Origin of the sequence: Paralteromonas sediminis (assembly GCF_003820355.1) — a bacterium.
Classification (GTDB): domain Bacteria; phylum Pseudomonadota; class Gammaproteobacteria; order Enterobacterales; family Alteromonadaceae; genus Alteromonas_F; species Alteromonas_F sediminis.
The window spans coordinates 419489-446289 of sequence record NZ_RPOK01000003.1; the positions used below are offsets into that span (position 1 = coordinate 419489).

General features: G+C 43.6%; 23 protein-coding genes and 1 pseudogene. 11 read left to right on the top strand and 13 right to left on the bottom strand.

From position 1 onward, the window contains the following. Nucleotides 1–5 precede the first annotated feature (5 nt). From glmS to DRW07_RS10985, 5 genes and pseudogenes are all read left to right on the top strand, one after another. Complete coding sequence (glmS, locus tag DRW07_RS10965; RefSeq protein ID WP_124027956.1) at nucleotides 6–1838, top strand: glutamine--fructose-6-phosphate transaminase (isomerizing); 1833 nt, start codon at nucleotides 6–8, stop codon at nucleotides 1836–1838. 655 nt (nucleotides 1839–2493) lie between these two features. Further along, nucleotides 2494–3552 (top strand): helix-turn-helix domain-containing protein, encoded by a 1059-nt coding sequence (locus DRW07_RS10970; RefSeq protein WP_124027957.1) that lies wholly within the window; start codon nucleotides 2494–2496, stop codon nucleotides 3550–3552. Nucleotides 3553–3641: 89 nt separating this feature from the next. Further along, a complete protein-coding gene (locus DRW07_RS10975; protein ID WP_124027958.1) occupies nucleotides 3642–4922 on the top strand; it encodes a serine hydrolase domain-containing protein in 1281 nt (426 codons plus the stop codon). A gap of 18 nt (nucleotides 4923–4940) precedes the next feature. Beyond that, nucleotides 4941–5096: pseudogene (locus tag DRW07_RS10980) on the top strand (IS66 family transposase); the annotation flags it as partial. Between the two features lie 248 nt (nucleotides 5097–5344). Then, nucleotides 5345–6697, top strand: coding sequence for an alpha/beta fold hydrolase (locus DRW07_RS10985; RefSeq protein ID WP_124027959.1), 1353 nt, complete (start codon nucleotides 5345–5347; stop codon nucleotides 6695–6697). Nucleotides 6698–6917: 220 nt separating this feature from the next. On the opposite strand, the gene DRW07_RS18335 is transcribed toward DRW07_RS10985, so the two are convergent. After that, the gene (locus tag DRW07_RS18335; RefSeq protein WP_165870477.1) at nucleotides 6918–7199 is read right to left on the bottom strand and encodes a hypothetical protein; all 282 of its coding nucleotides are present in this window, start codon (nucleotides 7197–7199) and stop codon (nucleotides 6918–6920) included. A gap of 481 nt (nucleotides 7200–7680) precedes the next feature. On the opposite strand from DRW07_RS18335, the gene DRW07_RS10990 reads away from it, so the two are divergent. Beyond that, nucleotides 7681–8850 (top strand): MerR family transcriptional regulator, encoded by a 1170-nt coding sequence (locus DRW07_RS10990; protein ID WP_205665391.1) that lies wholly within the window; start codon nucleotides 7681–7683, stop codon nucleotides 8848–8850. A gap of 236 nt (nucleotides 8851–9086) precedes the next feature. On the opposite strand, the gene DRW07_RS10995 is transcribed toward DRW07_RS10990, so the two are convergent. Both DRW07_RS10995 and DRW07_RS11000 read right to left on the bottom strand, forming a co-directional pair. Beyond that, on the bottom strand, nucleotides 9087–9524 hold the full coding sequence (locus tag DRW07_RS10995) for a hypothetical protein (RefSeq protein WP_124027961.1): 438 nt from the start codon (nucleotides 9522–9524) through the stop codon (nucleotides 9087–9089). A 100-nt stretch (nucleotides 9525–9624) separates the two neighbouring features. Next, nucleotides 9625–10350, bottom strand: a complete 726-nt coding sequence (locus DRW07_RS11000) for a CPBP family intramembrane glutamic endopeptidase (RefSeq protein ID WP_124027962.1) — start codon at nucleotides 10348–10350, stop codon at nucleotides 9625–9627. A 253-nt stretch (nucleotides 10351–10603) separates the two neighbouring features. On the opposite strand from DRW07_RS11000, the gene ggt reads away from it, so the two are divergent. The 5 genes from ggt (at nucleotide 10604) to DRW07_RS11025 (ending at nucleotide 18427) form a co-directional block, all read left to right on the top strand. Next, entirely contained in the window at nucleotides 10604–12349 is a 1746-nt protein-coding gene (gene ggt, locus DRW07_RS11005; protein WP_124027963.1) for a gamma-glutamyltransferase, read from the top strand. 42 nt (nucleotides 12350–12391) lie between these two features. Next, nucleotides 12392–13285 (top strand): MipA/OmpV family protein, encoded by an 894-nt coding sequence (locus DRW07_RS11010; protein ID WP_240630581.1) that lies wholly within the window; start codon nucleotides 12392–12394, stop codon nucleotides 13283–13285. Between the two features lie 145 nt (nucleotides 13286–13430). Further along, the gene (locus DRW07_RS11015) at nucleotides 13431–15944 is read left to right on the top strand and encodes a TonB-dependent receptor (RefSeq protein ID WP_124027965.1); all 2514 of its coding nucleotides are present in this window, start codon (nucleotides 13431–13433) and stop codon (nucleotides 15942–15944) included. A 1-nt stretch (nucleotide 15945) separates the two neighbouring features. Further along, nucleotides 15946–16971, top strand: a complete 1026-nt coding sequence (locus DRW07_RS11020) for a phytase (protein WP_124027966.1) — start codon at nucleotides 15946–15948, stop codon at nucleotides 16969–16971. Nucleotides 16972–17167: 196 nt separating this feature from the next. Then, on the top strand, nucleotides 17168–18427 hold the full coding sequence (locus DRW07_RS11025; protein ID WP_124027967.1) for an NADH:flavin oxidoreductase/NADH oxidase family protein: 1260 nt from the start codon (nucleotides 17168–17170) through the stop codon (nucleotides 18425–18427). A 20-nt stretch (nucleotides 18428–18447) separates the two neighbouring features. Here DRW07_RS11025 and DRW07_RS11030 read toward each other — a convergent pair whose 3' ends face one another. The 10 genes from DRW07_RS11030 to DRW07_RS11075 are packed head-to-tail and all read right to left on the bottom strand — an operon-like array spanning nucleotide 18448 to nucleotide 26607. After that, on the bottom strand, nucleotides 18448–19140 hold the full coding sequence (locus tag DRW07_RS11030; protein WP_124027968.1) for a hypothetical protein: 693 nt from the start codon (nucleotides 19138–19140) through the stop codon (nucleotides 18448–18450). Then, nucleotides 19137–19931: a hypothetical protein gene (locus DRW07_RS11035; protein WP_124027969.1), complete on the bottom strand. Its 795-nt coding sequence runs from the start codon at nucleotides 19929–19931 to the stop codon at nucleotides 19137–19139. Before DRW07_RS11035 ends, DRW07_RS11030 begins: the two co-directional genes overlap by 4 nt. Continuing rightward, on the bottom strand, nucleotides 19928–20251 hold the full coding sequence (locus DRW07_RS11040; RefSeq protein ID WP_124028184.1) for a cupredoxin domain-containing protein: 324 nt from the start codon (nucleotides 20249–20251) through the stop codon (nucleotides 19928–19930). The genes DRW07_RS11035 and DRW07_RS11040 overlap by 4 nt, the downstream gene beginning before the upstream one ends. A 39-nt stretch (nucleotides 20252–20290) precedes the next feature. Continuing rightward, nucleotides 20291–21592 carry a sensor histidine kinase gene (locus tag DRW07_RS11045; RefSeq protein ID WP_124027970.1) on the bottom strand — a complete coding sequence of 434 codons (1302 nt, stop codon included), beginning with the start codon at nucleotides 21590–21592 and terminating at the stop codon, nucleotides 20291–20293. Further along, entirely contained in the window at nucleotides 21583–22251 is a 669-nt protein-coding gene (locus DRW07_RS11050; RefSeq protein WP_124027971.1) for a response regulator, read from the bottom strand. The genes DRW07_RS11045 and DRW07_RS11050 overlap by 10 nt, the downstream gene beginning before the upstream one ends. Beyond that, the gene (locus DRW07_RS11055; protein WP_124027972.1) at nucleotides 22251–22919 is read right to left on the bottom strand and encodes a tetratricopeptide repeat protein; all 669 of its coding nucleotides are present in this window, start codon (nucleotides 22917–22919) and stop codon (nucleotides 22251–22253) included. The genes DRW07_RS11050 and DRW07_RS11055 overlap by 1 nt, the downstream gene beginning before the upstream one ends. 10 nt (nucleotides 22920–22929) lie before the next feature. Then, the gene (locus tag DRW07_RS11060; RefSeq protein WP_124027973.1) at nucleotides 22930–23733 is read right to left on the bottom strand and encodes an SDR family oxidoreductase; all 804 of its coding nucleotides are present in this window, start codon (nucleotides 23731–23733) and stop codon (nucleotides 22930–22932) included. Between the two features lie 7 nt (nucleotides 23734–23740). After that, nucleotides 23741–24412 (bottom strand): iron-containing redox enzyme family protein, encoded by a 672-nt coding sequence (locus tag DRW07_RS11065; RefSeq protein ID WP_124027974.1) that lies wholly within the window; start codon nucleotides 24410–24412, stop codon nucleotides 23741–23743. Nucleotides 24413–24433: 21 nt separating this feature from the next. After that, the gene (locus tag DRW07_RS11070; RefSeq protein ID WP_124027975.1) at nucleotides 24434–25873 is read right to left on the bottom strand and encodes an AMP-binding protein; all 1440 of its coding nucleotides are present in this window, start codon (nucleotides 25871–25873) and stop codon (nucleotides 24434–24436) included. Next, a complete protein-coding gene (locus tag DRW07_RS11075; protein ID WP_124027976.1) occupies nucleotides 25870–26607 on the bottom strand; it encodes a thermostable hemolysin in 738 nt (245 codons plus the stop codon). The genes DRW07_RS11070 and DRW07_RS11075 overlap by 4 nt, the downstream gene beginning before the upstream one ends. Nucleotides 26608–26801: the final 194 nt, after the last annotated feature.

The window sequence follows — 26801 nt, forward strand, 5'->3', positions numbered from 1 at the left end:
AGGCTATGTGCGGCATTGTAGGTGCAGTAGCAGAACGAAATGTTGTAGAGATATTGCTAGAAGGACTCAAACGTCTTGAATACAGGGGCTATGATTCCGCAGGCGTGGCACTGCTTCAACCTAACGGCACGCTAACGCGTACCCGTCGCACTGGCAAAGTACAGGCACTTGCAGATGCGCTCGCCGATTCAGAAGCTCTCGGCTCTACCGGCATTGCCCATACGCGCTGGGCTACCCACGGTGGTGTGACCGAAGCCAATGCCCACCCGCACTATTCATCAGAAAGAATTGCCGTTGTTCACAATGGCATTATTGAAAACTATCAAGCACTACGAGAGTCGCTGTCGGCAGACGGGTATCACTTTGAAAGTGATACGGATACGGAAACCATTGCCCACACAGTTCATAAACTTATGGACGGAAGTGAGTCTTTACTTCAAGCAGTGCAAAAAGCGGTAAAAACCTTTCATGGTGCTTACGGCACTGTGATCATGGACAAACAGGATCCCTCCAAAGTGGTTGTCGCACGGTCTGGTAGCCCTCTGGTAATTGGACTGGGTTTAGGCGAAAACTTTATTGCTTCTGATCAAATGGCACTGTTACCGGTTACGCGCCGCTTTATCTTTTTAGAAGAAGGCGATGTGGCAGAAATCACCCGCAGAACGATTGCGATTTATGATAAAGATGGCAATCCGGTTGAGCGTGAAATTATTGAATCAAATGTTGAACATGACGCCGGTGACAAAGGTGGCTATCGTCATTACATGCTCAAAGAAATCCATGAGCAACCGACTGTAGTGCGCAATACACTGCAAAACCGACTGGTTGGCAACACCTTGTCTGCCGACATATTTGGCAAAGGTGCAGACGACATCTTCGCCACGATAAAACACGTACAGATTGTTGCGTGCGGCACTAGCTATCACGCCGGTATGACCGCACGTTATTGGTTAGAGCAATACGCAGGCGTGACTTGTAATGTTGAGATAGCCTCTGAATTTCGTTATCGCAAATCCGTAGTCACGCCGAATAGCTTACTGATCACCATTTCCCAGTCTGGTGAAACAGCCGATACATTGGCAGCGCTGCGCCTAGCCAAGGAAATTGGCTACACCGCCAGCTTGACCATTTGTAATGTGCCGGGCTCCTCACTGGTCCGCGAATCGGACCTTGCCTTTATGACACGTGCAGGTGCGGAAATTGGGGTTGCTTCAACAAAAGCTTTTACTACGCAATTAACAGGCTTTCTATTGTTAACACTGGCGCTTGGCCAGCATCACAATATGAGTGACGCGGATAAAAACACCATCAGTGAGGCGTTGCAAAGTTTGCCAGCAAAACTCGAAGAAACGCTGGCCATCACCCAAGGTATTGAAGACTTGGCAGAAGAGTTTGCCGACAAAAACCACAGTCTCTTTTTGGGTCGTGGTGACCAATATCCCATCGCCATGGAAGGGGCACTTAAACTTAAAGAAATCTCCTACATTCACGCCGAAGCTTATGCGTCTGGTGAACTCAAACACGGCCCGCTGGCTCTAATTGATGACGAAATGCCGGTAATTGTGGTAGCGCCTAATAATGAATTGTTGGAAAAACTCAAATCCAATGTGGAAGAGGTGCGTGCCAGAGGCGGTATCATGTACGTGTTTGCTGATAGCGATGCGCAGTTTGAAAGCGACGACACCATGCGGGTAATTAATGTGCCTCACTGCGAAGGCCCGATAGCACCGATTGTATACACACTCCCGTTACAGCTGTTGTCTTACTATGTTGCCCTGATAAAGGGCACAGACGTTGACCAACCAAGAAATCTTGCGAAAAGTGTGACCGTGGAGTAAGCCCCAGGGCTGCTTTCGATCGTTCCGTAGATTAATAAAAAATCTCACACCAGTGGAAGCAGTCTTACTTTGCACGATGCTAAGATATTTCGTCTAGGGTCAAGAGAACATTGGAAGCGGCTTTATTCTGGGTCAGCTCTGTACGTATTGCAGCCGTTCGGGGATTTGCAGAGTGAAGTGTTGAATAGAGCGATTCCCCTTCACTGAGTGCTTATGACTTGATTATCTGCACAGGGCAACTTTGCAGTCACTGCGTAGTGTCACATTTTTTCTTTGTTTTTCGCATATAGCGATCATTCTCGTTTCGTTACGGATTATGAAACATCCCATCGAAGGAGTAGTGCTAGTTCGGGGCAAGATCAGAAACCTTAAAATTGAGAATAAACCCATCTTTAGACGTTGCGATATCAGTTTTAGATATTGGATTGAGATAAAAGCCTTTGGCTGCCTCTTTTTCGATATTATCGAATTTTTCCTGGGTAATCGTTCCTGCCTCGAGTTTTGCTTTTCAAATTATTGCTCTACGAACACAAGATCATTTGTTAGCGATTGAATATTAAATTCACGGTAACTCATTGTAAGTAAGCTCAATCTATTTTTTTCGGTGCTACTTTGCTAACTTACCATCAGTTTAAGTAGCCTTAGTTCTATTTGTATGAACAGCAGTATTGTATTATCAAACGTTCAAATGCTTGATATCTTTTTCCGCTTTGCCAGCGTAGGAGCTTTAGCACTATTTTTTGCTTTCACAATGCGTTTTGGTAATCGCCAGAACCTAGCGGCGATTATTTCACTTATCTGCTGTGTTATCGCTTACGTGTTACTGACAGCGCCAATTGAAAATGAGCATTACGGCTGGTTGCGCCCGCCGCTATTACTACTTACTAACTGTACTGTTTATGCCCTTCTCGCTGTTTATTGGCATAAAATACACAATCACTCATTGTTAAGCGCACTACCACGCTGGACAAAAGTGCTATTGATACCCTGGTTGATATGGATCACGTACTTTTTCATTGTCGAGAGAGGCCGAGGCGTTTTCCGCGATGTTCATGATGTTTTGGGGTTTGTTATTCTGGTTGCAATTGTCGTTGATGCGATACGTGACTTCGATGATGACCTAGTCGCCAGTCGCCGCGATGTGAGAAAGGTGACAATTACGCTTGTTAGTATTTACATGCTACTACTGACCATTGTCGAAATATTCTTTCGCTCGTTAAAAGACCATTGGATATTTAGCTTGAGCAATGCATTGCTGATTTTTTTCCTGGCTCTATTGTTTGCCTACAAGAGCCTAAATCAGACATTACATAGAGAGGAAAAGCGCTCAAAACTACAAGAAGATAAAAAGGCACCCTCTAACCATCCGCTGGTTTTAAAGTTAGTAAACACCATGCAACACGACTTTTTTACCCAAAATGGAATGACTATCGCTAAGCTCGCTGATGCTATGCAAATACCAACTCATCAGCTGCGTGTACTTATCAATCAGGAAATGGGCTTTGAAAACTTTTCGCAGTTTTTAAATAGCTACCGTATTCCTTTGGTATGTGAAAAGCTCAAAGACCCTAAATACAAAAATACTCCAATCCTCACTTTGGCGTTAGAGGCGGGTTACAACTCCATTGCTCCTTTTAATCGTGCTTTCAAAGAACTCAATGGCATGACACCAACTCAGTATCGGCAAAGTTTTTCTGCGCAATTTCAAAAATGATCAGGCTTTTTTAAAATCGATTAGAAACGCAAGTAAGCAGTCTGTAATTTCTCGCTCCAAAATACCTAACATCTTTTTGGAGTTATTACATGAGGAAGTTTTTCGCAGTCACGTTTTTGTCGGTTTTTATGGTAGGTTGTAGCTCGGTTTCTCCCTTCTATGAGTTTTATGCTCACCGACATGTTGTACCGATGCTGGGCAAGGATTACGTTGAGATCCCTGATGACGAACCGCAAGTACAGCACCTAAGTGTAAAGTCGTACTCGGGAGCAGCTGAGACTGCTTTAGCCATGCTTGCGACCCATCGCAGTAACATCAACAGTCCCGGCATTTCCGCAGCGGTAGCTATAGACGGACAACTGGTCTGGGCTGGCGCTTCCGGCTGGGCAGATATTGCTCAAGACAAACCCATGAGCACCCGCTCTCTATTTCGGATTGGCAGCACTTCCAAAGCGCTAAATGCAAGTTTGTTGGCCCGCATGGTTGATGCGGGAAGCATCGACCTGGATACCCCAATCTCAGATTACCAAATTGGGAAACTCAATCCTGCCTGGCAGAATATCACCCCTCGCCATCTGGCATCACATACCGCAGGCATTCCCCATTACAATCAAAATGATGACTGGCGAGGCATGGTGCGTATCATCAGTCTCGATACTCATTACGAGAATGTTGCTGATAGTGTCTCGCTATTCGATTCCAGCGAGACCTTGTTTGCACCGGGCGAAAATTTCGAATATTCCAGTTTAGGCACAGTATTGCTCAGCGCAGTAATGCAAGAAGCAGCAAACAAACCCTATCAACAGCTAATGCAAACACAAGTGTTAAACCCTTTGGATTTGCAATACACATTACCTGAGCCGTCCGTTGAACTCCGCGAAACTCAAACTCCTGACCTGGTAACATTCTATTGGCACCCGGATTATGATGAAAGACGAGTAGCTGAATGGCGTGAAGTCGATCTCAGCCATCGTCTGGCAGGTGGCGGGTTTATCTCCACTTCATCGGACTTAGTTAGGTTGGGTATTGGTTTTAATTCTTCAGAGTTTATAAGCCCCCGAACACGCGAACAGTTCTGGACGCCGCAAGCGTTAAATAATGGCGAAGTAAATGAACAAAATTATGCACTGGGTTGGCGAGTGAGAGAATCTGACTTCGGCAAAGACATTGGTACACTATTTCACGCCAATCACGGAGGTGTTTCACGAGGCGCACAGAGTTGGTTGATGGTTATTCCACAATACAACATGGCAGTTGCTGTGAATATCAATGCCAAAACAGACGACTTTTGGGAATTTGCCAAAGTGTCTTACGACCTAGTTAAACTATTTTTGCGACATCGTAATAAGCTCATGAATGAGATGGAGTGATTCTGTCTGATGCTTTGCTACTGCCTTAATCAATGGCACAAACTGATCCGCTATGCCGATGATGGCAATCTTGCTATTGATTACAACCGGGCAGAGCGTGTCATCAACCCCTTCGTTATAGGCAGAAAACATTGGCTGTTCAACAACGCAAAAAGTGGCGTTAATGCCAGTGCGGTTTTTTAAAGCATCACCTGAAAAAGTTAAAGACCTGTCGACCTGAAATGTTAAATCGAGCAAGGTGTAACTGTTACTGACGAAAGAGCAGACTGTTGAGGGGGGCAGAAGCTTTTTGGCTTCATTGAACTAATTAAGGACTATTCACATTGACACAATTAATTGTAAAACCTTTCGCTTATTTGTTGTATTTATCTCTGTTTAGCATTTGTTCAAACGCAAACGCAAATTCATCATCGGTGTTCGCTATGTGTGAGGACAACCAGCAACACCCGGAGCTTCAACATTCGTTGTGCACGACAATAGATGTACCTCTTAATCATTTGGAGGCCGATAATCAGGCATCCATTGAGTTATTTGTACGCAAATTTCCTGCGCGTAAAACACGGCAAGGAAGCATTTGGCTGATTGCTGGCGGTCCAGGTGAATCAGGCGCGTCCTTTTATAGCAATATCGACGTATTTCAACGTACTTTTCCTACTCTCGATATTTTGATACCAGACCACCGGGGGACAGGCTTTTCTTCGAGTATATGTCCTGAAGAATCCAGTGATTCTTTAGGTGGGAAAGCGCTGGTTGGTGAAGAATGGGGAAGTTGCTTTGGCCATATGTTTGCAAATCAGTCATATGTGCAGTCTTTCACTATTAGTAACGCAGCAAAAGATTTAGCCTTGCTGATTAATACGATGAATGAGCGCGGAAAAACCTATATTTACGGTGTGTCCTACGGTACTCAGCTGATATTAAGACTGTTGCAATTTTCACAAGGACAGATTGACGGAGTTATCCTGGATTCCTTGGTGCCGCTGCAAAACGATACGACTTATGAATTAAGTCAACGCTCTTTTATTGTTAATGATATCGGTAACCAACTGCTGAAGAGTTGCGACAGCGATCCTCTTTGTAAGACAGATAAGCCAATCGGGCAGATTTTGTCAGAACTTTTAAATGCCAGGCCTATGTTGTCTGACTATGCTGACGGTTTGCAATCAGCCCCCCTATCTAATGTACTGGGTTCTCTGTTAGATGTGCCGCATTTAAGAACGCGAATTTCTCCGCTGGTGAAAGGGCTTGCTAACAACGATGTGTCGCTACTTAAGCAAACCCTTGATGATTTACAACAGTTCTACAGCAAGTTTGATAAAGGATATAAAAATTTTGGTAGCTCTATCCCGCTGGTACAGGTGATATCTTCATCTGAAAACAATTTGCGCACTGATTTAAGCAAAGAGGCTGTGACCGAAGAAGAAAAACCATTGCTCTTTACCAGTCCGTTACCAAAACTACTGGCAGGAAACAGTATGCCTACTTATCAACGAGACATCTACTTTGCGAAACTACCGACCAATATCCCCCCGACACTGGTGTTGCACGGCACCTTGGGTCCTAAAACACATGTTAAAGGTGCAATTAAACATGTTGAACAGCTCAAGCCGTCGGGTGACATTCGCATGGTGCAGATTGTTAATGCGCCGCATTACATTGGCTTGGTTGCGCCTAATTGTTTTTGGACTTTAGCGAGCAAGTTTGTCAAACAACAGGCACTAGAAACAAAGTGTCGCGAAGATAGCTTGAATCTGCACCTAGCATCAAGACAATAGTGCCTTGGGTATCTAGCCGCCATGCAGGCAAGCGAGCTTCATAATTAGGCCGTGCTCAGCTCCGCTAATATGGTGGCTAATATTTTTGCCGACATTAAAAGTAGCTCAACCCTTATTTCTGGTATTTTTGCCATTGCAGAATGCCAAAATTAAACGTTGCTCAGAACCAAAACCGGAGTGTATTCAGAATAAGATTGTTTCAGAGCAATCGTCGGTGTGTCTATTTTTTAAAAACAGTTTTGAATAACCACCCTATGTATATGACCATAATGATGGCGAAAACATCAATCAGATAACCTTGGCCGTTTGCAAAATCTCCAATGGGCAAGGAGAAAGTAATGGGAGCAATATGTAGGAGCATTGCTCCCTCGCCCACACGTCTTACGCTCATAAAAATAAACAATACCAAAGAGACAGCTATTGCAGTTTTTTTCCTCAGCCACAATCCATAACCGCACAAGGAAGGCATGATAACAAAAAGCATCAGGTAGTTTGCAAACACCAACTTGCTTTCAAATTCCAGGTCAGTCGTAATTGCAAAACCGATAAACGCATAGAGTATAAGAATAATGCTGGCCGGTCACGAGTTTAAACTTCACTTGACTTACTGGTGCTGTTTACGGGGGAAAGGTCACTGAAAAACTGAAAGTCTGAAAAGCTGAAATCCTGACGACACTCAGAGACAAAGTGTTACCGACCGAATTAGAGACAGACTCTATGATTTTGGAGTGCTACTTTGTGCCATTTGCAGATCGTCACACCTGCGAAGGCAGGTGTCTCATATGTACGTAAAGCGGAAGTTGGCAATAAGGTAGGTCAGGTTCCGTATTGAGCGATCAGGAGACGTTCATGCTATATCTTCTTCGCTCGTGATCTTCTTTAAAGGAAATACCTTTTACCTCAAAATATAAAATCACGCCTTGACCTGTCTACTGCTTTATAGTTTACATTAAATATCGCATTTTAAATGCATGGGGTTTTATGTGTATCGTATCTCTGAGCTGGCTTCATTAGTCGGTTTATCAAGAACAGCTTTGCTTTATTACGAAAAGATTAATTTAATCAATGGAAAAAGGTTGGAAAATGGATATCGGGTATATAGCGATAGAGATGTGCAACGAATCCGATTGATTCAGCAATTACAAAGCGCTGGACTTACTTTAGCTGAATGCCAATCATGTATTGAAAGTAAGTTAGATAAATCTGTACTTCGCTTGCGATATGACGAGCTTGAAAATGAGATTAAGCAAAAGGAAAAATCTTTAGCTTTGTTGTCTTCAATCTTAGGTAATCGATCAAGTAAACCGTGGCATGAAACGCTAAGTGAAATAGCGCCTGATGCACATATAGACTGGTTAAAAATTCAAGGGTTTGATGAAAAGCAAGCCCTCAGACTGAATTGGTTATCAAAAGATATGAACGAACATGATAATTATATGCAAGACTTTATGAAGGTTTTCGAAACGCTTGAGTCTTGGGGGCCTAACAGCGAATATGACACTACCAAAGCGTTTAAGTTGCTCAACCAGAACCCTAAAAGAATTTTGGAAGTTGGTTGTGGTAAAGGTAACTCGACCATAGTTATTGCCAAGCTATCGAATGCTGAAATTGTTGCAACAGATAATGAGGAATTAGCCTTAGATAAGTTGGAACGCAAGTTGAAGCTATATAACTTGAATAACAGAGTTAAAACAAAGTGCGTCAGTATGACGGAACTAAATTTTGGTACAGATAAATTTGATGTTATCTGGGCGGAAGCATCGGCATACATAATGGGAATTGAGAAGGCACTCTCCAAATGGAAACCTTTATTAAAAGATGGTGGTGTGCTTGTATTTAGTGACTTAGTTTGGTTGACAAACAAGCCTAGTAAGAAGTCTATCAACCACTGGAAAAGTGACTATCCCGACATACAGACTGTTGAAACTCGTAAATCACAAATTGAAAAAGCTGGTTATGAACTTGAACACACATTTACTGTTTCAGAACAAGCATGGAAAGACTATTACGAGCCACTTCAAGAGCGATTAAATGAGGTAACACGTATGATGGGAAATTCACAGGCTGTAAGTGACATCCAACATGAAGTAAACCTTTATAAGTCTCATTTAGGTGAGTTTGGTTATCAGTTTTTTATTGCTAAAAAGCTTTAATTTAAATTATGCAATGGGTGGTTGCTTAGTCAATAGGTAAGCAACCTAACTGCAATTATTCGAACATCTCTAAATGGCGCAAACCTGAAGTAGCGAAGCAGAAAGTAAAATGTCCGCTCCTTGTCTTCAGCAGATCTGGTGACGATCCGCTACTCGCTCTAAGCCTACCAATACCTGCCATATTCCAATGACCGCTAACTGCCATTTTTCGCAAAAAAGCAACGCGAAAATAGGTATCAGCTAGCGGGAAGGGTATTCAAATCAGCTTGTTCCGAGAAATATGTTGATAATTCAGTCGAAAGCTTCCATAGGTCGCCTGTATCGACAAAACACATATCAGCCATTTCAATTGTCATTAGTGTATTCTCAACTAATGGCGTGTCGAAAATCAGGTGTATACGTATCAAGCTTATCGAAAAGTCTCCCCAGCTTTTTCCTCTAGTAAAATAGAGCTGGGTTTTTGTTGCATATTTGAATGTAAAACCAAAGCTTTCAAGCATACTCTCTAATTCATCAACAGGTTTGCTACTTGAGGTAACCTTTGTCCCTAGCGGAACGCGAACGACATATTTTGGAAGCCATTTAACCAAAGGTTTCTTTGGCTCTAAGGGTCCCGCTTTTCTCTTTTTATAAAAGTAGCGAAAAATTGATATTAAAATTCCATCTGGCTCCAAACTACACTCCTGAGATACTGCTTACGTTTGACTGTAGAACTGCTCTGAGAGGCGAGACTAGCACAGCTTTATTGACGCCGAATACTCTTCACAGCCTTCCTTATAAAATATAATTCGCGGTATTTGCCCAAGAATGCAGCAATATTGGCAACAGCAAACTGCCCGTGGCTACTCGCACGTATACCCAAAGCATTCCGTAAAACAATGAAATGATGTTTAACCAATTTACTGTAACCGTCCAATCGGCTGACACACCCACAATATGGGTAGCATAAAACATCAAAATCGAAATAATGACGGCTATTCCAAATGGAGCGCCTACCAAAGTAAAAGAAGGTTTAAAAGCGCGTGTTAACATCAGTAGCATTACGCCCCTATAGAGAAGTTCTTCGTCTATGCTTGGCATAGTCATTTGATAAAGCCAATCGGCAGTGGGTGCTGATTGAGTACCAGGAAAGTACCAGTACATAAACATGGCTGTTGCAATGAAGGTAAACGCGGCAACGGTATAACCCGCTTTCACTGCCGGGCCATTTTGTTTTAGTGTCCAACCAAACGCTGCTGCGTTCCCTTTACAAACAAGTAAACCAATGACCAACACAAAGACTGAGCCAAGTATTTTTCCTTCCCAATTATAGCGACCGGGAAGTAGGTCAATAATTAATGGGTGCATTGCAGCAAAGGTTATGAACTTATGAGCAGCATAAGTGAGTACTGCCAGGCCGATCCACTTCCAATCAACCTTGCCGCGGGAAACTATGGCGCCGAGTCCACAAAAAGCAAATAAAATCAGGCTTTCAATTATCACTGGATTTACGTTAATCATGCGTGTCTCTGAAATAGGGTGGTAAACAACGGATCAGACAATAATAGAAAAACATCAATAATTCACCTGAAATACCACGCAGATTTAGCGGTAAAAGTGACTTTCTGAGCCACATGAAAACCGTGATTAGCAGACATTTAGTGCGTAGTTTGTTAGCCTGAATCTAAACGTCAGTTTTACTTCAAGCCTGCTGCTCGCTCCGCGTTGCGTTCGGCTTGGGGAAGGTCAATAGATGAACAAAAAGAGTCAATTCATGCCCAGAAGCACTAGAACGGCGATACTTATCGCGACCATTTTTTCCCTGCTACCACTGTCGCTTTTTGCGCAAAATCAAGACAACGACAACTCAGCAATCATTCGATATGACGCTATCCATCATCCTGTCATTGGCAAACAAGGCATGGTCTCGAGCCAGCGCATGCTATCCAGTCAAATTGGCGCGGAAATACTCTCTAAAGGCGGCAATGCAGTGGATGCAGCCGTTGCAACTGGTATATCACTGGCGGTTACCTTACCCAGAGCAGGCAACTTGGGAGGTGGCGGCTTTATGCTGGTACACCTGGCTGAAACAGGTGAAACCATCGCGATTGACTACAGAGAAATGGCACCTCGTGCCGCTTCCCGCGATATGTTTCTGGATGATGAGGGTAATGTAGACAATCAAAAGGCGAGGTTCAGCTATTTGTCGTCAGGCGTGCCGGGCACGGTAGCAGGGCTTGCTTATGCGTTGGAAAAGTATGGCACCATGAGCTGGGAAGACGTAGTAAAGCCTGCGATAAGGTTAGCGGAAGAGGGCATTCTGGTTTCTTATGATCTAGCAGATAACTTAAAGAAAAGACGAGGGCGACTTACCGCTTACCCAGCTACCGCTGACATCTTTTATAAAGAAGACGGTTCAAACTATGAAGTGGGTGAAACATTTGTTCAGTCTGATCTGGCAAATACGCTGAAGCGCCTTGCTAAGTATGGCCCAAAAGAATTTTACACAGGTAAAACTGCTGAGCTTATTGCAAACGATATGAAAGCGAAGGGAGGCCTTATCACCTTGGACGATCTCGCTAACTATAAGGTCGCAGAACGAGAAGTAGTTAGCACTCACTATCGAGGTTATCACATCGTTTCTATGCCTCCCACTAGCTCAGGCGGCGTTCACATCGCACAAATGCTGAACATGTTGGAGCATTATCCCATTAAAGAAAACGGATTTGGCAGTGCTAGAAATATCCATTTAATGACAGAAGTGATGAAGCTGGCATATGCCGATAGAAGCGAATATTTGGGCGACCCCGATCACTTTGATGTTCCCATTAAAGGGTTAACCGATAAAGCGTATGCAAAGAAATTAACCAACAAGATCAGTGTTGATAAAGCAACACCATCAAGCCAAATTAAACCGGGAAATCCAGCGCCGTATGAAAGTCCAGACACGACGCATTTCTCTGTAATGGATAAGTTTGGTAACGCCGTGTCGAACACCTACACACTCAACTTTTCATACGGTTCAGGAGTCGTCATCCCTGGCACCGGCATATTGATGAACAATGAAATGGATGATTTTTCTTCCAAACCAGGAGTTCCAAATGGCTTTGGATTGATTGGTGGAGAAGCCAACGCGATTCAGCCAACTAAACGCCCACTTAGCTCAATGACGCCAACTATGATATTGAAAGACAATAAGCCTTATGTTGTCTTAGGAAGCCCTGGCGGTAGCCGAATCATCACAACGGTGCTACAGACCGTAGTGAACATCATAGACCATGATATGGGTATTGCGCAGGCGATACATGCACCAAGAATCCACCATCAATGGCTACCCGATCGGCTCGAAATGGAGCCTGGGTTTAGCCCTGACACCTTGAAGATACTGGAGTCTTATGGCCAGTCAATTAAGATGTCATCTACCATGGGCAGTGTGCAAGCGATCATGTATCACAACGGCTACTTTTACGGTGTGTCTGATCCGAGAAGACCGGGAGCCGGTACCGTACCGGCTAAATAATGAGCCACAGCTCACTACAATAATGAATACAAGGGAATGAAGATGCACAAAGTGATTCAAAAGCTAGGATGTCTATTACTAGTGTGTGGCAGTGCACATGCTGCAAGCCCTCCCAAAAACGCGCCTGATCGAAATATCACAGGTTTTGAAGCCGCTGATGAGACCCAACCATTGTGGGAATTTGGCGTGGGCGGTGGGGTAGGAGAAGTGCCTAACTATCCCGCTTCATCTGAGCGAAACTTCATTGCTCTGGCTGCGCCTTATATTATCTATCGCGGTGACGTTTTTCGTCTCGGCGGCGGTGGTGGCGCTAGGGCCGTTGTTGCTGAAGATGATCGCTGGGAGCTAGATATTTCTGTGGGCGGTGCATTTGCCGCAGATACCGACGAAAACTCTGCGCGAGCAGGTATGCCAGAGCTCGATTATTTGTTGGAATTAGGGCCTCAGGTTGTGTATCTCGTCCATCAAACTCGTAATAACCAGGGCGCCACGGGCCGTCTAAATTTGCGATTGCAGGCACGTTCAGTAATAAGCACTGATTTTAGAAGCTTTGAGCATCAGGGTTACTTGTTCGAACCCGAGTTGCAGTGGCAACAACGAGGTTACTGGGGTGAAAACACTGCCATGACAGTGCGATTGTCTTCGACCTTTGCGTCAGAAGATTTGCATGACTATTTCTACCAAGTTGATGCTGCCTTTGTCACTGACATTCGGCCTGAATATGATGCCAGGTCTGGATACTTAGGCTCTGAACTAAGTGTAGCCTTCTCTTTCCAGTTATCTGACAATATCCGTGCCTTTTTAGGTGGTACCGTTAGAAACCACAGTGGTGCGGCCAATGAAAACAGCCCGCTGTTTGAAAGAGATACCACATATAGTCTGGCCGCAGGCTTTGTTTGGCGTATACATCAAAGCGAAGCCAAAGCCAGTTTTTAGCCTTGCTCATGTAAACAATCATTCAAAACTGACTTAGTGACTTAAAACGTTCACAAAAGCTAAAGAATAGTGAAATTAAACATTCATCTTTTGACGTTAGCGTTCCGCATCTAAAAAAAGCGCAAGCAAACGTTAAGGAAACCAGATGTTTAAGAAAACACTTCTCGCTATTTCAGTCGCTAGTCTATCAATGCCGCTGATTGCACAAGAGTCTCAAACAGAAGACGACGCCGAAGTCATTAAGGTAGTTGGGCAAAGAGGCATGCTAACAAGTGCGATAGCAACTCAGCGTGCTGCAGATACCGTTAATAGCGTAGTCACTAACGCGACTATTGGTAATTTACCTGACCAAAACGTAGCAGAAGCTGTAAGGCGTTTGCCCGGCGTTAACGTGCTAGACGATCAGGGAGAGGGACGGTTTATTTCCGTTCGCGGTTTAGATCCTGAGCTGAATGCAGCAACCTTGAATGGCCTTAGACTACCTGCGCCTGAGGGCGATACACGAGCGGTGGCACTGGATGTCATTCCTTCTGAATTGGTTGAGTCAATTGAAGTGATTAAAACCCTGATCCCAGAAATGGACGCAGACACCATAGGCGCAACGGTTCGCATCAACACGATAAGTGGCAACAATCGCGAAGACTTCATTAACGTGCAAGCCATTGCCAGCTATAACGACCTCAACGAAAAATACTCACCAGAATACGGCATTGATTTTTCTCGGAAGCTCACCGACAAGCTAGCAATTGCGGGCGGATTTAAAGTGTCTGAACGCAAGACGGCCACAGATAACCTAGAAATGGACGGCTGGGATCAGACCGACGGTGGGACAGTGTACGCAGATGCGGTTGAATATAGAGATTATGACGTTGAGCGCGAGCGCACGGGTATCTCCTTATCGCTTGATTTTAGCGCTTCGGAAACAACGGAGTTATTTTTACGCACACTTTATTCAAAGTTTGATGACTTCGAAAATCGTCGTCGCTTGGTATTTGAAATGGATGAAGCCCCCAGCGCGTTTTCTGGTGAAACGGTTACCTTTGACTCTGCTGACGGTGAAATTTCTGTTCGTCGAGGTTTAAAAGATCGATTTGAATCTCAGGTCATCAAAACGTTTGAAGTAGGTGGGGAGACAGAGCTAAACAACGGTTGGGAATTTGAGTATGCTGCCAGCTATGCCGAAGCATCAGAAAATGAATATAAAACACAAGATCCCACTCGCTTCAGACGTGATTTCGACGAAGCTGGCGATTTAGCCGTTACTTTTGACTACAGCGACTTAACGTTTTCTCCGTTCTCAGTGACCTCTGAAAACTTTGATTTTAATGACCCAAGTATCTATGAGTTAAACAAAGTTGAGTTTGTTGATGGAACTGCTCAGGAAGAAGAAGTTACCCTTCAATTTGATGCAGAAAGGGAATTTGTTTTCAACAATGGTGCAGAATTTGAAATCAAATTTGGCGGTAAATATCGCCAAAAAGACAAAGAGGTTGATGTTGAAATTGTCGAATATAGCGACTTTGACACATACACACTCGCACAAGTTGTTGGCCAGCAAACTTACACCCTGTTTGATCTGGGACCACTACCGGATTTAGCTGCTACTCGCGCATTTAACAATGCAAATTTGAATAGTTTTGGTGATGTAGAACGCCTGATTGTTGACTCGCAATTGGATGATTTCATCGTTGAAGAGGATGTACTAGCCCTGTTTGTTCAAGCGGGTTATGAAACTGACAAATTCCTTGTTATTGGGGGATTCAGATATGAGCAGACAGATACAGCATCTAGTGGCAACTATGTAGACAGTGATTCAGAATCCGTAGAAAGCCGACGTTTTGATAAAGACTATTCCAACTTGCTTCCTTCAGTTGCGTTTAAATACGAACTGCAAGACGACGTATTGCTGCGTGGCGGCGTGTATCAATCGATTGTTCGCCCTAAACTGGGCAAACTTGCGCCGTTTTTGGAAACCAATGAAGATTTTGAGATTGAGGCTGGTAACCCAGACTTAGCCCCCTATGAGGCCAACAATCTAGACATTAGTTTGGAATATTACTTCGACGAAGGCGCGGTGGTGCAAGCCGGGATATTCTACAAAGACATTGACAACTTTATTGTCGATCAAGAGTTTGGGCCTGATGATGCCCCCTACAATGGCGTCTATAACGGCGTTGCATTTGAAGAGGCGGTGATCCCGCAAAACGGTGAGACGGCGACGGTAGTCGGCTTTGAATTTGCCTATAACCAAGCGTTTGAATCAGGACTAATTTTAGTCTTTAACTATACCTATACCGACTCGGAAGCAGATTTATCAGACAGAACCATTGTGCTTCCGTCCACATCCGAAACTACCTATAACGCAACTGTGGGCTACGAAAGTGGCCCATTCAGTACCCGCTTTACTTATTCATACCGCGACGACTATCTGGATGAACTCGGCGGTGATGCCTTGGAAGACAGATGGGTGGAGGATCAAACGAAAATGGACGTCACCGCGAGTTATGATGTGAGTGAACAAATACAGGTATTTGTTAAGTTCGCAAACATTAACGATACCGATTATGTTGCATACCAAAAAGGGCCCGGTCGCCCCCGCCTTCTGCAATATGAAACTTATTCATGGACGGGCAGATTCGGTGTTGAGGTAAATTTCTAAAATGAAAAAGTTTATCATTCATAGCGTGTTAATTGCTTCTGTCATCACAATGCTACCCGCATGTGAGTCGTTAAATAGAGATGCGCTACAATACAAAGACGCCAGCTCAGTCACCGCGCTCAATGCATCTGTAGAAACTACACCCGTGTCTACAAGTGGCGATGCAGCTGACGACCCAGCTATTTGGGTGCATCCCACAGATAAATCCAAAAGCTTTGTAATTGGCACCAACAAAAAGTCAGGATTAGCTGTATATAACTTACAAGGTGAGCAGATCCAATTCCTACAACACGGTCTGCCGAATAATGTTGATATCAGGCAAGGCATGACGTTAAACGGAAAGCCTATAGATGTCGGCGCATTTTCTGATCGTGCAGACAATACTGTTGGCTGGATACGCATCGACGAAACTGGCATCGAGTTTATCGACAAGTTCACAGTGAATACTGAACCTTATGGTTTTTGCCTCGCGCACTTTAACAACAAGCTTTTTGCATTTGTGACATACAAGACGGGCTTGATTGAGCAATATGAATTACGTGAACAAAAACAGTCACTCGACCTTGTTATGACTGACAGCTATCAGCTTTCTTCTCAATTAGAAGGCTGCGTTGCAGATGATAAGCGCAATCGACTTTTTGTGGGAGAGGAAGAGTACGGCATTTGGGTATTTGACGGTGCAGCCGACAAACTCACTCAACCGCTTCTAATTGATAAAGTGGGAAGTAATAACGGTATCGTTGCCGACATTGAAGGGCTGACATTATTTCATTCCTCAGCACCTCTGCTTATCGCCTCTTCACAGGGGAACGACAGCTTCGCCGTCTATGAAGCAACGCCTCCTTATACGTTTAAATCCCGCTTTAGGGTGGTTGCTAATACACAGGTAGATGGCGCACAAGAAACCGACGGAATTGATGTTACAAATACGAGCCTTCCTGGTTTCCCCAATGGCCTTTTTGTGGCACAAGACGGCTTTAATGACGATGGAAAGCAAAACTTTAAACTTGTTCCTATCGATTTATAGCCTCCTTTTTTATTACAACGAGCAAGCTTCTTAGCTTGCTCGCTTTTTCCTTACCTGTGACACAGTCCCATTTTTAGTAGACACTATCTTTCCCCTGACATCGTCTAGGATGGTATTGTTTATAAAGGGACAACACCCAGCGTTTCCAGTAGCACGCATTAATGCTCACACTCATTGCTCCTATAGGATTTTCATCATGACAAACAGCGCTAACGACTCTGCGGCTTTCCAGTCTTTCACATTGCCTTGCGGTAAAGTAGTGAAAAATCGACTGGTGAAAGCTGCCATGGAGGAAAATCTAGCAGAGGATAATCAGTTGCCAGGACAACAGTTATTCACCCTATATCATGCTTGGGCACGCGGCGGGGTTGGGATGATTTTAACCGGTAACGTTATGATCGACCATTTGGCAATGACGGGCCCCGGAGGCTTAGCCCTGGAGCGCGACACAGATCTTGCACCTTTTCAGGAACTGGCAAAAAAAGCAAAGCAAAACAATACATTGGCAATTATGCAAATAAACCATCCTGGGCGTCAGGTGTTTAAGAAAATGGGTGGAAAGGTCTTGTCCCCTTCAGATGTGCCACTAAAAATGGGTAAACATTCAGGCTTGTTTTCTCGTCCGAAACCCATGACGATAGAAGAAATACACGACCTAATAGAACGTTTCATCACCACCGCCAAACAAGCAAAAAAGGCCGGATTTGACGGTGTTCAAGTACACGCCGCTCATGGGTATTTACTCGCCCAGTTTCTGTCGCCACTCACCAATAAACGTACAGATGAGTGGGGTGGTACACTCAGTCATCGCGCGGCATTGCTACTTGAAATAGTGCGCGGAATTCGCACAGCCTGTGGCGATGATTTTGCCGTAGCGGTAAAACTAAATTCAGCAGATTTTCAACGAGGCGGGTTTGACATTGAAGACGCCGCCACGGTCATCAATATGTTGGGTAATCTTAATGTGGATTTTGTTGAGTTATCAGGCGGTAGTTATGAAGCACCCGCCATGCAGGGCAGAACCGCAGATGGTCGCACACTAGCACGCGAAGCCTACTTTTTGGAATTTGCAGAAAATATTGCCAAAACAGCAAAAATGCCCATTATGACAACTGGAGGAATACGCAGATTGCCGGTTGCCAATAAGGTCATTGAAAGTGGTGTAGATTTAGTGGGTTTAGCAAGCGCTTTGGCCTCTACACCAGACTTGCCTCGTCGTTGGGAGGATGATCCGCACCTAGTCGGTTATATACCCGTGGTAACCTGGAAAGACAAAACACTCGCGGGGCTGGCGACAATGGCTTTGGTAAAACAAAACTTGAGGCGTGTCAGCCGGGATAAACCAGCATCGTTAAACGCGTCTCCCCTTTTAGCATTGGTGAAAGATCAGGTGAGGAGCGCCCAATTGACTAAACGCTACCAAAGACAATTCAAAAGAGAATTGAACCAGCGCTAAGCTGAAGTTTTTGTTTTTTGCTAGAACTCATACTCGATGGCAAATCGGAAAGTATGGTTTTTTCCAGAGTGCGCGACCTCAGTAATAAAACCTGCGTCCCATTTAATTTGCTCTTGTCGATCGATGCGATAAACGCCCATAAAACCCGGCCCTATACCTATAAAGTCTTCTCCGGCATAAATTTCAATAGATGGCTGGATCTCTGGCAAATACCGATATCGATATTGAAGCCTAAATTCTGACTCCCACTCACTGTCTAAGGATTCTCCCCATTCTCGAATGGCAAACAAGTTCATAGTCAGGCTGGTTCGGCCAAACTCTTTTTCGAATAAAATGCCCGCAGATGCTTCGAAGTTGTCTTGGGCCTTTTGCTTTTCAAATTCTAATACAAGCCCCCAATCGGCCCAAAACTCTCCTTGTTGCGTTAACATCCATCGGGACTCAACTTCAAATGCCGACAACTCAAAATTATTGTTTTCATCGCGTGTGCCAATCGCATAAATTTCTAACGCAACATTTTCTAAAACAGCATGTCCGTAGCCAAACCTCTGAGTAAGTAAATTACTATTATCGGTTTGACTGGTCATCAAGCGCCATTCAAATTCTCGCTCATTTGCTGTCACGTATGGGTGATAGACTTTATCGACTACCATGCCATCTGCCCTTGCTATCATGCAGGCCAGTAAGTTAATGAAAAGTAGCAAATATTTCATTTACTCTCTCCCGAAAAATATTGCGAAATCGGCAAGCCTGCATTCCGTGCTGCTGCACCAGAGATAACAAGCAAAAGGAAAAAGCTGCATAGGTACGCGCCAATAAACGTTGTCGTTGGTGACGATTCATAACCCAACAGAGCATTGAGTACATGGCCATATTCAGAGCTGTCCCTAACAAATTCGCTCAGATTGAACAAAGGCTTACCGAGATCAATTATGTCTACTTGAGATAATCGCTCAGGTATCTGTACAATTTGTCCAGTGATGAAAGCAAACCACAGCATATAAACAGTTTTGATTTTATTGTGTGCTATCAACTCTGTTAGAAAAAAGCGGTACAACAGGTGAAAACTGATGCATATTGAAATACCCATCAGAAAGCCTAAACAAATACTGATTAAGTCACCGCTTTGTTGGATAAATACGCCAAAGTAGACCATGAATTCAGTGGCTTTTAATGTTACCAACAACACAATGCCAACAGCTAATAACCACTTTTGATACGTACTCGGGAGCATGCCACTGAAAATGGATACGCTGGCACAGCAAATAAAAAAGAGGCATAGAATGAGAGAGGAGACAATTTCATATCCTCTGCCTTCAAAGCTTTCTGCTATTAACTCAAAATTAAAGTAAAACGCTACTACCGACGTCACCGCCGCGAATAGCGTTAGCTTCAGCCACTTTTTGTCTAAAGACTGCATAACACCAATAGATGACAAGTAAGCTATGAGTATAAATAAGGGCAGCATGTCTCTTAGCAACACAACGACTGTATTTGAAATCATTGAGTTACCTCTTTCACAATCACAATGCCTCTGGCAGATTCAGGATGGAACTCACCAAAAAACTCATACTTACCTGGAGGCAAAGGCCCAATAAATATCTTTGCCTGTTTACCCGCAAACACCACCCTTTCTCGGTTGAGGTCAAAACTGTCAAACTCTTCTGGGGAAGCATCTTTGTTAGTTATGATGAGTTTTACTTTTTGGTTTGCAGGTATAGTGACCTCTGAAGGAAAAAACACATGGTTTTCCAACACCAAATGGTACGTTTTTGTCTCTGCAGCCTTAACAGCATTCGTTAACGACAAAACAACAAATAGTATGCCGACTAAATGAAATTGTTTGAGTTGATTGGCCACGGCTTATTTCCTTGCAAGTGGTAAGACAACGATTGTCTTCAAACCACCTAACGCAGCTTGAGTGCACTGTATGCTTCCACCATGTAAATCAACGATGTGTTTTGCAATAGATAGCCCAAGCCCAGAACCTTTCGTTTGCATGTTGTTATTGTGTGTTCGATAAAAACGTTCAAATATACGGGTTATTTCAGCCTCTGTAATACCAACACCGGAGTCTTCAATGCTCACTTGAAATTGCTGTTCGTGGAGATGGGTTTGCACGAGGATGTGAGTTCCGCTACCACTGTATTTGATTGAATTGCTTATGATATTTTCAAATAGCGTGTACAGAGCAAAGTAATCACCCCGAACTATTTCTGTGTCACCTTTCAGCTCTATAGTCTGCCTATTTGCATCAATCTGCTCAAATTTGTTGCTGATCACGTCCTGCAAAACCTGTGTAATATCAACCGTATCTAACGATTGATTAAACTGTTCTGGGTTATATCTATACAGTGCAATAATTTGCTCAATAACATGTGCTTGACGTTGAATATTGTTCTTTAGTTCGTCGATCAGGTTTGTCCCCAGACTGCCATTGCGAAACTCCTGTTCAATATTATGAGCAGTCAAACTCAAAACACTGATTGGCGTTCTCAACTCATGGGCAGCATTGGCACTTATTTGTTTTTCACGTTCAAACGCGGAAGCAAGTCGCGTTAACAAGTTATTCATCCGGTCAATAACTGGGGCTAATTCACTGGCTACAGGGCCAATGTTAATTTCACTTAGATCCTGTGAGTTTCTTATTCTGAGTTGTCTGGACAACTTAAACAGTCCGCTAAGACTCGTTTGAATAATGTAGTAAATAAGTAAGCCTATAATAGGAACAACAACGACCATGGGTAAGATAGTGACTAACAATATGTCTTCAGCAGATTTCAGACGTGATGTCATTGGTTGTGCGACCGTAACAGAGACGCCATCTTCAGATTTTGTATAGGTTCGCCAACGCTGACCATAAAAGGTGACAATCCCTAGGCCATTTGAAGAGCCACCTATGCTCTCCGATGGTGCATTGTGACTGGCGCTTTCTAGTTTTCCGCCCCGGGTCACCTGAAAAAGTATGTCACTTTGCGTTTTTATTGGCATGTTTTGCGTTGATGAAGCAAGGTTAAATATCACATGCGCTACGCTTTTTAATTCTTTATCAAATACACTTTCAAGTTGCTTGAGGCTATTGCGATAACCATGCAACGCAGCAAAAAATATGGCTAAAATAACGGACGATATGATAAGGCTTATCAGCTGCTTCTTTATCGACACTCAGGTTTTCTCACAATGTAGCCGACGCCTCTGACCGTTTGCACAAAGCCTTTAGGGAGTTTCTTTCGCATATTATGCACATGTACTTCAATGGTATTACTGCTTACCTCTTCTCCCCATTCATACAGCTTACTCTCTAGGTTAGCCTTGGACTGAATTCGTCCTGCATTTTCTATCAGAGTACGTGCAATCATATATTCTTTACTCGATAGCTTTATTTCTGTGCCGTTAGAAAAAATGAGGTTAGCTTTGGTGTCCAAAACAACTTCACCCACCTCAATGACTGATGTTGCCCCCGTTCCTAGCCTTCTTTCAATAACGCGCATGCGAGCAAATAGCTCTTCCATATTAAACGGTTTGGGTAAATAGTCGTCTGCACCAAGATCTAAACCCTCTACTTTGCTCTCGATACCGCCACGAGCTGTAAGAATGAGCACTGGAATCTGCGGATAGCGAGATTTTATACTTTTTAGAACCTGAATACCGTCTATGTCAGGTAATCCTAAGTCGAGAATCACCATGTCAGTCTCTTCAGGATATACGCTTGCTATGGCTTTATTGCCCGACGACACCCAGTCAACCACATGTTTTTCGCGCTTTAGGGACTGTTTTAGTCCTTGAGCAAGTGGGGTGTCGTCTTCAACAAGAAGAATTTTCATTATGTTTTTTTCTTACTAAGCTTCTCATCTAACTTTAGCATCAATGCGTTTATTTCGGCACGCCTTGATTCATCAGCAAGTTTTCTTGTTGGCCGAGGTGGCGCATTTAATGCTCGTGTGAGGTGCACTTTGGCCTTGTCATATTCACGCTCATCAAATAGGAATTCCCCGTAAAAGTAATTGGAGTCTATACCAGTAGGGTTTACGCTTATTGCTTTTTCTAGAAGCAGACGCGCATCGTCATCATCGCCAAAGGAGATAGGCCATCCAGGTACTTTGTGATAAAGAATACCCAAGCTAGTGTAGGCTGAACCTTCCAATACCAATTCATCGATTTTAAGTGCTTTCTCTAGTGCTTTTTTGGCCTCCTTGGCATTTGATAGAGCGCCAATACCACCCTTAGCACCCGCATAACTAGACTCAATAATGCCATACCACACAAGAGGTTCAGCCCTGTCTGGATAGTCTTCGACAAATGCCTTGGCATTCTTTAGCAAGTTTTCAAACCCTTTTATCTGGTCGCTGTCGTTTAAGGTATAGTTTACTTTCGCCCAATCATGCTGTATTTCCAATAGACTTGTATCAAAGTGCGACTGAGCACCTGCAAACACAGAGAAAGTCATTAAAGGGACTATCAGTAAGGTATTGATTAGTGAATATAGTTTCATAAATTCTTCCTCATTTAACATGAGCGGGCTTTGCACTCATGAATTGCTTAATAACCGGTAATTTCGATTTAATTGCTGAATCAACAACAGCAGGTAATAGATTATTCACTCGAATAAATAGCTTTTCAGGCCAGCCAATGGTGGCCTCACCTTTGTGTTTTTTTAGAAACTGTATAAATTGCTCGGCTACAAAAAAGGGCGAGTCCACGGCATTTCCCAACGCTTTGTTTAAATTATTAACTTGTGAAGAATTGATTTCTGTTTGCGTTGCCCGAGGAGCAAAATAAGCGAACGAAAAGCGGGAATCCGAAAATTCACGGCGCAAGCTTTCTGTAAACCCACGTAAACCAAATTTACTCGCCGCATACACTGAAAATCCCGGATAGCCGATGTAACCAAATGCTGAACCAACGTTCACTATGGTAATTTGCTGACTACTTTTACTATTGCTTTGCATTTTTACAAATGCTTGGATAAACAGGATAGGAGAGAGCAAGTTAGTGGTGACAAGTTCGGCAACCCTTGACTCTTGCAAGCTTTCAAATGCCGCAAATTCCGAGACACCTGCTGCATTGACCAGTAGGTCTATGCTTTCGTAAGAGCGAAGTTTTTCCAGAATGGTCTCGCGATCTGATTGAAGATTAATGTCGCCGACTAGCATGTCAGCGCGTTCGCCTAGTTTCTGTTTTAACAGGCTGAGTTTGCTAACGTTCCTGCCTTGCAATAACACCCTGCAGCCTTGTTTATAAAGGGCTTCAGCAATTGCTTGGCCTATGCCTCCAGATGCCCCTGTGACTAAACATGTTTTCATCATGACCACCTTAGGCTGCCTTAGGATAGGAAGGTGCACTGTTTAACGTTCTAAAGATATCGCCATAAAGCACATAGAACTTTTTCGCTGAATCAACGATAACGTCCTGCTCATCTAAACAGGTTATCTTTGCCATTAAGTCTTGGAAAAATTGAACGTGTTCAATATCCAATGCACCATGTGAAGTAAGATAGCTAAAGGCCTGTTTGGGAAGACCAAGCGTAGTCTGAATGCTCTTAGCCGCGTTGTCTGCCATCGCAATGCTCGTGCCTTCAAGCACGTGAACCATACCGAAAAAGCCAAGTGGATTAACGCGATTAACTAGGTCGTATGCGTAAGAAACCATCAATTCTGTAGCAAAGTTGGGGGTGCTGTTACGGGCTGCCTCTTTGTCAAACCCACATGCTTCTATGTCATTTAATACCCATTCCTGATGACCGATTTCTTCTTCAATATATTCAGCTACCGCCTCCCTGAGCCATTCTTTTTGCTCAGGAAGTCTTGCTCCTACTGCCATCAATAAAGGCACTGTATGCTTGACGTGATGATATGCCTGAGTAAGAAATGCAACATAATCAGCAATGGCGATTTCACCTCTAAAGCAGCGCTCTATGATAGGTGCGCTCAGTAAGTAGTCGCGCTGTTCACAGGTTTCATTTAGTAATCGTTGGTATAAATTCATATTGATATACTCCTTTTCACCCTAAAGTGAATAAACCTCTTCAATTTTTTTTAAAAAATGGTGATGAATTTGCGTCCGCTTGGGGCGCATATTGTCTGTATACAAGCCTTGCTGTGGGGTCATGAGTGAACACAGGATGATAGGCCTTTGCACTCTGGCGTAATCAGGCAGAGTAATATTCACGCTCTCGACTATCGCACTCAATTGTTTTTCAGATGCAGTTGGATTGGCAGGAACCAAAATTGCAGTACAGAACGGTTTAGCATCACCCAACACAACGGCTTGTATGAATGCACCTGTAGCAAGTAATTCTGCCTCTACCCATTCTGGTGACACATTACGTCCATAAGAAGTAATTATGGTATTTTTTCTTCGCCCATGAATTTGTAGCTTTCCATTTTCAAGACTTCCCAGATCACCCGTTTCAATCCGTTGTATTCCCCAACTTGCACGGTCTTCCAAATAGCCTAAAAACGCATTGCCATTGACAATTATTTCTTCGTTTATAACCTCCAAAGAAAGGTGAGGTAATACTGCCCCACAACTTCTATTATCATCTAAGGAGTTACACAGGCTGACCACAGATGCACACTCAGATAATCCATATCCCTGATAAACAGGTAGCCCAAATGCCTTCGCTTTTTGCAATAAGCGCGGAGAAACTTTGCTTCCACCAACAGCAATAAAGGTTAAGCTTTGAGGTGGCGACCAACCTTTACTACACGCACTTACAAGAACTTGTAATAATTCGGGAACACAAATCAAGGTGGTAGGTTGGTATCTGGTAATACATGCAAGTAATTTGTGAGGTTGCGTTAAGCTGCTACCACTGAAGCCCCTCTCATCGTCACTCGGCAATATAACTGTTCCACCTGCAAGTAAAGGTGAATAAACACCCGCAATGTTTTCTAACAAGGTCGGTAAAGGAAGTAGACACAAGTGCTTGGGGCAAGAAATGTTGATTACGTCAACCAGAGAAGACGCCACACACCACTGATTATTCAAGCTCAAGCACACGCCTTTGGGGGCACCCGATGAGCCAGATGTATAAGTGACTTTTGCAGTCTGACTTGGCACATCAGCAAACACTCGTTGTGGTAGTTGGTACACATTGAGATTCAAGTCAGATGAGATACATGTGAGTGTAAAGCCTAATTTTGTATCACTCAGTATTAGATCGGGCTTGACCGACGCTAAAACACGGTTAACTTGGTCTTCGCTAAAGAACAACGGCACAGGCGTTAGTAATATGCCCGCTTGCTGGCAAGCCAGATCAACAATGACCCACTCAATTGAATTTTGTGCCAGTAAGGCAAGCGAACGAACACGTTTATCAAGTAACCAGTTTGAGAACTGGTTTACTTTGCTAAGCAACTCTGTGTAAGTAAGCTGAGATTGCCCGCAAATAAGTGCAACACTTGCTCCTGGCACTTCTTTCAACTTCGCCAAATAGCTGTTCATGACAACCCCATAGCAAGCTGACTCGACAATAACTGTATGCGTGTACTCATTGTTCGAAACAGCTCTAGATAGAGGTTACTTGTAACAACAGCCCGCATAATGTCGGACGTTGAAATCGCAATAACCTGAGGAGTGGTTTCATAGTAACGTCCCCATTTTTCGTGAGTATCTGTAAGTTTTTGTTGTTCTGCTGAACACAGCACTACAAGCGGTATACCAGCACCTGATATTAGCTTTCTTACGTGATTCGTCGCACAAAACACGATGGTTTTTTGGCCAATAGAAAAAAGTGAAATCCCTGTTGAGAGTAGTAGAGGAAGTGCGAACCTGGCATGACTACTGTAAAGGTGACCTACTTCAACAATCTGTTTTCTTGGTGCTTCAGCAGTGGTTTGATAAAGGACCTCATCGACTGATTTGTCTAAGTACTGCTCGACAAATAATGGTGCTGATGCAAACCGTAAGCCTAATGCGGCGCTGAAAGTACCTTTTTTAATTGCCACCAAAAGGGGCATAGTTATAGAAATTTCTGCTCCATACGCACTGTTGAACCCATTAACGATAAAGGCTTCAGTGACCGCGCGTTCCGCATGAGACTTGGGGTACAAGTCAATGTCATAGTGGAACTTTTTGGACAAGTTTTGATGTCTGTCGAAAGGAAATGACAATACGTTGTAGATACACGTTTTAGTAGTTTTTACTGTATCGGGATTACGGTTTAGAGATAACTGCATCTTAGTTCTTCCACGTAAGTTATGACCTTACTGTAAACATCAAAACTTAGGAAAAACTTAAGATTAGAAAAATATATATGTGCGCTAACGGAATCGGATATCAATGACAAAAAAATCATAAGGCGTCAAATAAACAAAGCCTGCAACAGTGTCTCATAGTATATTTCCATAGAGAGTGTTGCAGGCCGCAAGAT

Coding starts and splice junctions, on each gene's coding strand:
- DRW07_RS11050 (WP_124027971.1), bottom strand. CDS start 22,251: ATGAAAATTCTTCTTGTTGAAGACGACACCCCACTTGCTCAAGGACTA.
- DRW07_RS11000 (WP_124027962.1), bottom strand. CDS start 10,350: ATGATTAACGTAAATCCAGTGATAATTGAAAGCCTGATTTTATTTGCT.
- DRW07_RS11055 (WP_124027972.1), bottom strand. CDS start 22,919: ATGAAACTATATTCACTAATCAATACCTTACTGATAGTCCCTTTAATG.
- DRW07_RS11035 (WP_124027969.1), bottom strand. CDS start 19,931: ATGATTTCAAATACAGTCGTTGTGTTGCTAAGAGACATGCTGCCCTTA.
- DRW07_RS11015 (WP_124027965.1), top strand. CDS start 13,431: ATGTTTAAGAAAACACTTCTCGCTATTTCAGTCGCTAGTCTATCAATG.
- DRW07_RS10970 (WP_124027957.1), top strand. CDS start 2,494: ATGAACAGCAGTATTGTATTATCAAACGTTCAAATGCTTGATATCTTT.
- DRW07_RS11030 (WP_124027968.1), bottom strand. CDS start 19,140: ATGAAATATTTGCTACTTTTCATTAACTTACTGGCCTGCATGATAGCA.
- DRW07_RS10985 (WP_124027959.1), top strand. CDS start 5,345: ATGTGTGAGGACAACCAGCAACACCCGGAGCTTCAACATTCGTTGTGC.
- DRW07_RS11075 (WP_124027976.1), bottom strand. CDS start 26,607: ATGCAGTTATCTCTAAACCGTAATCCCGATACAGTAAAAACTACTAAA.
- DRW07_RS10975 (WP_124027958.1), top strand. CDS start 3,642: ATGAGGAAGTTTTTCGCAGTCACGTTTTTGTCGGTTTTTATGGTAGGT.
- DRW07_RS11060 (WP_124027973.1), bottom strand. CDS start 23,733: ATGATGAAAACATGTTTAGTCACAGGGGCATCTGGAGGCATAGGCCAA.
- DRW07_RS11025 (WP_124027967.1), top strand. CDS start 17,168: ATGACAAACAGCGCTAACGACTCTGCGGCTTTCCAGTCTTTCACATTG.
- ggt (WP_124027963.1), top strand. CDS start 10,604: ATGCCCAGAAGCACTAGAACGGCGATACTTATCGCGACCATTTTTTCC.
- DRW07_RS11020 (WP_124027966.1), top strand. CDS start 15,946: ATGAAAAAGTTTATCATTCATAGCGTGTTAATTGCTTCTGTCATCACA.
- DRW07_RS11070 (WP_124027975.1), bottom strand. CDS start 25,873: ATGAACAGCTATTTGGCGAAGTTGAAAGAAGTGCCAGGAGCAAGTGTT.
- DRW07_RS11065 (WP_124027974.1), bottom strand. CDS start 24,412: ATGAATTTATACCAACGATTACTAAATGAAACCTGTGAACAGCGCGAC.
- DRW07_RS11010 (WP_240630581.1), top strand. CDS start 12,392: ATGCACAAAGTGATTCAAAAGCTAGGATGTCTATTACTAGTGTGTGGC.
- glmS (WP_124027956.1), top strand. CDS start 6: ATGTGCGGCATTGTAGGTGCAGTAGCAGAACGAAATGTTGTAGAGATA.